The organism is Micromonospora sp. NPDC003776 (genome assembly GCF_053605645.1).
Map to the genome: position 1 here is coordinate 1 of NZ_JBSGJR010000374.1, position 7,086 is coordinate 7,086.

A 7,086-nucleotide genomic window follows, 5' to 3' on the forward strand; every position below is an offset into this window, starting at 1 on the left:
GCCCTTGCCGGCCCAGTAGGTGTCCTTGCCGCTGACTCCCTCCGGGTTGGCCAGTTCGGCGTTGAGGTAGTTGGTGATCGTGCTGAGGTCGGCGCTCAGGCGGCGGGGCGCCGCGGGGCGGCGGTGGCGGTCAGCGCGCGAACGGTTCCAGCATCACCGCGGCGGCCTTGAGCCACGCCTGCCGGGTCTCCGGCTGGAGCTGGTGGTACTCGATCGAGGAGCCGGTCTCCAGCGCCGGGTCGTACGGCACCACCGCCACCGCCCGGGTGCGGGTGGCGAAGTGCCGCTCCAGGTCGTCCTGGAGGCTGCTGCGCCCCGGGGTCGGGCAGGAGATGAGCGTGACCGCGTTGTCGGCCAGCTCGCCCATCCCGACCTCGTGCAGCAGGTCGAGCATCCAATCCGCGCTGAACGCGGCGTCCTCCCGCGGCACGGTGGTCACCACGAGCTGGTCGGCGGCCTGCATGACGGTCCGCCAGTTGGCGCTCTCCACGTTGTTGCCGGTGTCCACGCAGACCACGTCGTGGGTCCGGCGCAGCAGCTCCAGCACCCGCTTGACGGTGAACTGGTCCAGCCGCTGGGCGAACCGCGGGCTCTCCTCCCCGGCGAGCACGTCGTACGAGCCGTCGGAGGCGTGCCGCAGGTAGTCGTCGAGATGCTCGAGCAGGGTGGCTCCCTCCAGGATCTCGATCTGCGCGAGGTCGTGGACCAGGTGCCGGATGGTGCGGGCGTGCCGGGCACTGCCGGCGCGCAGGCCGAGGGTGCCGCGCAGCTCGTTGTCGTCCCAGGCGAGCACGCCGCGGCCGCGAACACTGCCCACGGTGGCCGCGGCGAGCACGGTGGCCGTCGTCTTGTGCACCCCGCCCTTCGGGTTGGCGAAGGCGAGCACCCGGGGGGTACCCAGCTCACGCCGGAGCACTCCGGCGGCCCGCTCAAGCTCGCTCTCCGGCTCCGGGGCGCGCCACTCGACCCGGGCCGGCTCGACCCGGGCGGCATAGCCCTCGGCCGACCGCTGATAGGGCACGACGGGCGCGGACGGCTCCGGGTAGGCCGGCTCGGGCGCCGGGAGGGTCTCCGGCCGGTAGCGGCCCCGCTCCAGCAGCGCGTACCGGGACTCCACCTGGGGTGGCTCGGGCCGGTAGCCGTTGTCGAGCAGCGCGTACCGCGGGTCGACGGCGGCGGTGCCCCGGCCGCGCGCCTCGGGCTCCGGCGGGTCCTGCCGGTAGGCCGGCTCGGCCCGCCACGACGGCTCGGGGCGCGGGTCCGGCTCGGCGCGGTACGCCGGCTCCGCCCGGTAGGCGGGCTCGCCGTAGCCGGGTTCGAGCCGGTAGGCCGGCTCCACCCGGTAGGTCGCCTCGACCCGGTAGGCCTGCTCGCGGCCGTACTCCGGCTCGGCCGGCGGCCCGGGCGGCTGCGCCCGTCCGGTCCAGCCGGTGCCGGCGGCGCGCCGGGGCAACGGCTCGGCGGGCGGCGGGCGTTCCTCCGCCCGGCGATCCGCCTCGACCTGCTCCACGCCACGTCCACTGAGCCGGGCCCGGTCGAGCAGCGCCCGCCACCGCGGTGCCGGCTCACCCTGCCGACCCCAGCCGGTCTCGCTGCCGTCCAAGGCTTCGCCCTCCCCCAGCCCATCGATCTCCGCCTGACAGGCTACGAACGAAACCCTATTCGGACCACACCCGGGTTCGCACATCCCCTGGTGGCTCTCCTCACCGCCCGGCCGGGCCGGGAACCGTCCACCGTCGTGTCTCAGGAGGTGGGAGCGGGATTGGGCGGTCCGGCACCGGCGGCGGGGCCGGCGCCAGCCGGTGAGGATCCGCTCACCGTCGGTGCGGCTTCCGACGAATCACCCATACCGGGGCCCGACGTCGGGTCGGCCAGCCCGCGGTCGGCCGGCGGCCGGGCCCGGTCCCGCTGCTCCGGCAGCGGCGGGGTGAACACCGCCCGGTCCAGGCGACGCAGCTCGGGTGCGGGATCCACCGCGCGTACGCCGGGCCGGGTGGCCAGGGCCCGCAGCGCGTCCGGGCTGTCCCGCACCACCGCGGCGTAGACGCAGGCGCAGGCCGCCCGGTAGGCGGCCGCCTCGCGGGCCGAGACCGAGGCGCCGGTGTCGTACACCCGGCGCAGGCCGGGATCGGCGGTGGTCGCCGGGGCGGCCGCCCGGGCCCGGTAGTCGGCGGCCTCCCGGTCCTTGCGCGCGGCCACCTCGGCCATCCCGGCGACCACGTCGTCGGGGAGCCGCAGCGCGGCGATCCGGACGATCTCGGTCTGCCGCCCGGGCAGGGGCACCCGGGCGATCACCGCCGAGACCGGCGCGCCGCGCAGCGTGGCGGCCGCCTGCGCGGGCGTCAGGTACGCGCGGAACGACACCAGGGCCCAGGGGCCCGGCGCCGGGGCGGCGAGCCGGGCCAGCTCGTCGGCGGTGGAGCGCAGGTAGGCCGGGATGGCGTCGCCGTCGGCCACGCCGACCCGGGTGACCTCCCCGACCGTCCGGTCCCCCACCGGCTCGTCCCGCCGCTGCGCCACGGCCACGACCAGCACCACCAGCGCGCAGGCGAGCGCGATCCAGGCGAGCTTGCCGGACCGCGACGGGCGCGGCGGTACGTCGGCGGGCACGGTGTGATCCCTCGTCGGACGGTCGGTGGGGCGGGTCAGTCGCGGAGGATCTCCAGCGCCCGGGCCAGGTCGTCCGGGTAGTCGCTGACGAAGGTGACCTCCTCGCCCGTGCGCGGGTGCACGAAGCTCAGCGACCGGGCGTGCAGCCACTGCCGGGCCAGCCCCAGCCGGGCCGAGAGGGTCGGGTCCGCGCCGTAGGTGAGGTCGCCCACGCAGGGGTGCCGCAGGCTGGAGAAGTGCACCCGGATCTGGTGCGTACGCCCGGTCTCCAGCCGCACGTCGAGCAGGCTGGCCGCCGGGAACGCCTCGAGGGTGTCGTAGTGGGTGATGCTCGGCTTGCCGCCGGAGACCACCGCCCAGCGGTAGTCGTGGTGCGGGTGCCGGTCGATCGGCGCGTCGATGGTGCCGCGCAGCGGGTCGGGGTGGCCCTGCACCACCGCGTGGTAGCGCTTCTCCACCTCGCGGTACTTGAACGCGCGCTTCAACGCGGTGTACGCCTGCTCGCTCTTGGCCACCACCATGATCCCGGTGGTCCCCACGTCGAGCCGGTGCACCACGCCCTGCCGCTCGGCCGCGCCGCTGGTGGAGATCCGGTGGCCGATCCCGGCCAGCCCGCCGATCACCGTCGGGCCGGTCCAGCCGGGGCTGGGGTGGGCGGCCACGCCGACCGGCTTGTCCACCACCACGATGTCGTCGTCGGCGTAGACCACGGTCAGGCCCGGCACCGCCTGCGGCACCACCGTCGGCGGGGCGGCCGGCGCGGGCAGCGTGACCTCCAACCAGGAGCCCGCCTTGACCTTGTGCGAGTTGGGCCGGACCGCGCCGTCCACCAGCGCGTCTCCGGCGTCGACGAGCGCCGCCGCGGCGGTCCGGGAGAGCCCGAAGAGCCGGGACACGGCCTGGTCGAGGCGCATGCCGTCGAGGCCGTCCGGGACGGGCAGGGAGCGGTGGTCGCCGCCGGCGGCGAAGACGGAGGTCACGCCCGCTCCCGCTGCTCGGCGGGGGCCGTGTCGCGGGACCGCCCGGCGGTGGCCCGGGAGCCGTCCCGCTGCCGCCCGGTGAGCTCCAGGAACACGGCCAGCACGACGCCGCAGACCAGCGAGCTGTCGGCCAGGTTGAACACCGGCCAGACCTGCCCGTACGGGTCGAAGAGGCTGATCATGTCGACCACGTGGCCGACGAAGTGCCCGGGCGCCCGGAAGATCCGGTCGGTGAGGTTGCCCAGGGCGCCGCCGAGCACCAGGCCGAGCGAGACGGCCCACGGCAGCGACCGCAGCCGCAGCGCCATCCAGGCGATCCAGGCGATCACGCCGATGGTGATCACCGGGAAGACCCAGGTGTGGCCGGAACCGATGCTCCAGGCGGCGCCGCTGTTGCGGGTCAGGGTGAGGTAGACCGCACCGCCGAGCAGCGACACCGGCCCCCGGCCGGTGAGGGACGAGAGGGCGAGCTGCTTGGTCACCAGGTCGGCGACGAGGGCGGCCACGGCGACGCCGAGGAGAACCCCGACCGCCCTGCGGCGGGGCGTGCCGCCGGCCGACTCAGCGGTGCCGGACCCGGCGGGCGGTGCTGCGGTCATCTGCTCCCCATCGACGCTCTCGACGGCGCTGGCGCGCCGTCCATCCAAGGCCGCCGGGGAGTGGCCTCAGCGCCGCTCCTCCAGCTGCTTGCAGGTCACGCAGAGGGTGGCCGACGGGAACGCGGCGAGCCGCTCCACCGGGATCGGGTTGCCGCACCGCTCGCACCAGCCGTAGCCGCCCTCGTCGAGCCGCTCCAGCGCGCGCTCGACCTGCGTGATCCGCTCTTTGATGCTGTTGGCGAGGGAGATCTCCTGCTCGCGCTCGAACGTCTTGGTGCCGGTGTCGGCCTGGTCGTCCCCGGCCGAGTCGGTCAGCCGGTCGCGCTGCAGCTCGGTGATCTCGCTCAGCGTCTGATCGTACTCGGCGTTGAGCTCGTCCCGCCGCGCCGCCAGCGCGGCCCGGATCTTCTCGGTCTCCGCGGCGCTGCGGGTGGCCTTCGCCACCGGCTTGCGACCGGCGGTCCTGGTATCGGCTGGCTTCGCCATCGTCAGCTCCCTCAGCCGCGTGCCGCGGCGGTCGGCGGTGCCCGAGCAGGGGTCACCGGTACCGGTACCCCAGGTACGAAACGGGCGCGCGGTCAGCAGGGACCGCGCACTCCGGAGGGTGGCAAGAATACGGAACGTACAGGCGTCCGACAACGTGCCGCACCGTCGCACCGCGATTCAACCCCGAACAGCCACCAATTGGGGCAAAAGGAACGCTAGCAGATCAGCCGTCCCGATCCTCGCCGTACTCGCCAAACCAGCGGGCCAGCCGTCCCCGGCGGCTGACCGCGCGCAGCCGCCGCTCGGCCTCGTCCCGCGCCTCGGCGGTGGCCACGATGAGCAGGCTGTCGCCGACCTTGAGCCGGGTGTCCGGGCCGGGCACGAAGCCCGCGCCGTCGCGCAGCACCAGGGTCAACGAGGCGCCGACCGGCAGCCGCAGCTCGTCCACGTGCACCCCGCCGAGCCGGGAGCCGGGCGGCACCTCCAACTGGAGCAGGTCGGCCCGCATCCGTTCCAGCGGGGCCGTCTCGACCCGTACCTCGGCCGCCTCGGCGGGGGCGGTCACCCCGAGCCGCCGGGCCGCCGGGGCGAGGGTCCCGGCCTGGAGCAGCGTGAAGATCACCACCAGCACGAAGACCGCGTCGAAGAGCCGCTCCGCGCCGGGCACCCGGAGCGAGAGCGGGATGGTCGCCAGCACGATCGGCACCGCCCCGCGCAGCCCCGCCCAGGAGAGGAAGAGCTGCTCGCGGCGGGGGAAGCGGAACGGCAGCGCGGAGACCGCCACCGACAGCGGCCGGGCGAGCAGCAGCAGGGCCAGCCCGGTCACCACCGCCGGCAGCACCGCGGCCTCCAGCCGGCCCGGCGACACCAGCAGGCCCAGCAGGACGAACAGGCCGATCTGAGCCAGCCAGGCGAGGCCGTCGGCGAAACCGAGGATCGCCTGCCGGTGCGGCAGCCGGGCGTTGCCCAGCAGCACCCCGGCGACGTAGACGGCGAGGAAGCCGGAGGCGTGCAGCACCGAGCCGGCCGCGTACGCCAGCACCGTGAAGCCGACCACCGCGATCGGATAGAGACCGGCGGAGGGCAGCGCGGCCCGGCGCAGCGCGTACCGGCCGGTGATGCCGGCGGCCACCCCGACGGCCGCCCCGACGCCCAGCTCGTAGCCGACCAGGAGCACCTCCAACCACCACGCGTGGGCGAACTCCGCGCTGCGGGAGAGCAGCACCACCACGATCACCACGGGGGCGTCGTTCATGCCGGACTCCGCCTCCAGCGTGGCCACCAGGCGCGGCGGCAGGCGCAGCCGGCGCAGGGTGGCGAAGACGGCCGCCGCGTCGGTGGAGGAGAGCACCGCGCCGTAGAGCAGGGCGAGCCGCCAGTCCAGGCCGAGCGCCAGGTGCACCACGAGCCCGACCACCGCGATGCTGACCACCACGCCGACCGTGGCGAGCGCGGCGGCCATCCCGAGCACCGGGCGCAGGGTGCTCCACCGCGCGCTCAACCCGCCCTCGGCGATGATCACGATGAGCGCGCAGAACCCGAGCACCCGGGTGAGCTCGACGTCGCTGAAGCGGATACCCAGCCCGGCCTCGCCGATCGCCACCCCGAGCGCGAGGTAGACCAGGAGACTCGGCACGCCGAGCCGGGTGGAGAAGCGCACCGCGCCCACCGCCACGAGCAGGACGGCCGCGCCGAGCAGCAGCGCGAGATCCAGCCCAGGCGTCATCCGCTACCGGCCCGGACGGTCCTCACTCGGCCGATCCGTCGCGCAGCCGGCGCAGCACGTCGGCCAGCCCGGCGGCCGGGCGCTCGACCAGGAAGAGCTTGTCCCGGCTGGCCGCGCCGGCGCGCAGCGAGACGGCCGCCGGCCGCACACCGAGGGCGCCGGCCAGGGCACGCCGGGCGGCCTCGGTGGCCCGCCCGTCCACCGCGGGCGCGGTCACCGCGATCACCAGGGCCGGACCGTGCGGGCCGTCGAACCGCCCACCGACCCGGGCCCGCGAGACGCCGGGCTTCACCCGTACGGCGACGGTGAGCCGGTCGTGGCTGCTCACCATGATCGGCCCAGGGGTGGGTCGGCGAGCAGGGCGGTGGCCGGCGCGCAGCGGGCGCACGGGGTGAAGCCGAGGTCCACCGCCTCGGCGACCGGCAGCGGCTCGTCGGCCCGACCGACCAGGTGCGGGCAGTCGGCCAGGTGGAACCGGGGGTGGCCGTCGACCACCCGTACCTCGTCGTCGAGCCCGGTCAGCCGGGCCAGCTCCGCCGCCGACAACGGCTGGGCGGGCGGGTCACCGTCGAACGGGCCGGCGGCGGCGGCTTCACCGGTTCCACCGAGGTCGGCAAGGCCATCGCCCGCGCGGTCGCCGGCACCCGGAAGAAGCTCACCCTGGAGCTGGGCGGCAAGGCCGCCA

8 protein-coding genes and 1 pseudogene are annotated in these 7,086 nt (G+C 75.6%); 1 reads left to right on the forward strand and 8 read right to left on the reverse strand.

Features of this window, described 5'->3' with window-relative positions; genetic code table 11:
- Positions 1 to 130: 130 nt before the first annotated feature.
- From ACWEVO_RS25190 to ACWEVO_RS25225, 8 genes are all read right to left on the reverse strand, one after another.
- A complete protein-coding gene (locus ACWEVO_RS25190; RefSeq protein WP_452309986.1) occupies positions 131 to 1,603 on the reverse strand; it encodes an AAA family ATPase in 1,473 nt (490 codons plus the stop codon).
- Positions 1,604 to 1,743: 140 nt separating this feature from the next.
- Positions 1,744 to 2,610, reverse strand: coding sequence for a hypothetical protein (locus ACWEVO_RS25195; protein ID WP_452309987.1), 867 nt, complete (start codon positions 2,608 to 2,610; stop codon positions 1,744 to 1,746).
- Positions 2,611 to 2,645: 35 nt separating this feature from the next.
- Positions 2,646 to 3,590 (reverse strand): RluA family pseudouridine synthase, encoded by a 945-nt coding sequence (locus ACWEVO_RS25200; RefSeq protein WP_452309988.1) that lies wholly within the window; start codon positions 3,588 to 3,590, stop codon positions 2,646 to 2,648.
- Positions 3,587 to 4,189: a signal peptidase II gene (lspA, locus tag ACWEVO_RS25205; protein ID WP_452309989.1), complete on the reverse strand. Its 603-nt coding sequence runs from the start codon at positions 4,187 to 4,189 to the stop codon at positions 3,587 to 3,589. The genes ACWEVO_RS25200 and lspA overlap by 4 nt, the downstream gene beginning before the upstream one ends.
- A 66-nt stretch (positions 4,190 to 4,255) precedes the next feature.
- Entirely contained in the window at positions 4,256 to 4,675 is a 420-nt protein-coding gene (locus tag ACWEVO_RS25210; RefSeq protein WP_018785248.1) for a TraR/DksA family transcriptional regulator, read from the reverse strand.
- A 223-nt stretch (positions 4,676 to 4,898) separates the two neighbouring features.
- On the reverse strand, positions 4,899 to 6,401 hold the full coding sequence (locus ACWEVO_RS25215) for a potassium/proton antiporter (protein WP_452309990.1): 1,503 nt from the start codon (positions 6,399 to 6,401) through the stop codon (positions 4,899 to 4,901).
- A gap of 22 nt (positions 6,402 to 6,423) precedes the next feature.
- Complete coding sequence (locus ACWEVO_RS25220; protein WP_452309991.1) at positions 6,424 to 6,732, reverse strand: DUF167 domain-containing protein; 309 nt, start codon at positions 6,730 to 6,732, stop codon at positions 6,424 to 6,426.
- Positions 6,726 to 6,896 carry a hypothetical protein gene (locus ACWEVO_RS25225; RefSeq protein ID WP_452309992.1) on the reverse strand — a complete coding sequence of 57 codons (171 nt, stop codon included), beginning with the start codon at positions 6,894 to 6,896 and terminating at the stop codon, positions 6,726 to 6,728. Before ACWEVO_RS25225 ends, ACWEVO_RS25220 begins: the two co-directional genes overlap by 7 nt.
- Before the next feature lie 60 nt (positions 6,897 to 6,956).
- Here ACWEVO_RS25225 and ACWEVO_RS25230 point away from each other — a divergent pair.
- Positions 6,957 to 7,086 (forward strand): annotated as a pseudogene (locus tag ACWEVO_RS25230) (aldehyde dehydrogenase family protein); the annotation flags it as partial.

Bases quoted from the DNA above. Each gene is read 5' to 3' on its own strand.
- lspA (WP_452309989.1), bottom strand. From the start codon at position 4,189: ATGACCGCAGCACCGCCCGCCGGGTCCGGCACCGCTGAGTCGGCCGGC.
- ACWEVO_RS25210 (WP_018785248.1), bottom strand. From the start codon at position 4,675: ATGGCGAAGCCAGCCGATACCAGGACCGCCGGTCGCAAGCCGGTGGCG.
- ACWEVO_RS25215 (WP_452309990.1), bottom strand. From the start codon at position 6,401: ATGACGCCTGGGCTGGATCTCGCGCTGCTGCTCGGCGCGGCCGTCCTG.
- ACWEVO_RS25220 (WP_452309991.1), bottom strand. From the start codon at position 6,732: ATGGTGAGCAGCCACGACCGGCTCACCGTCGCCGTACGGGTGAAGCCC.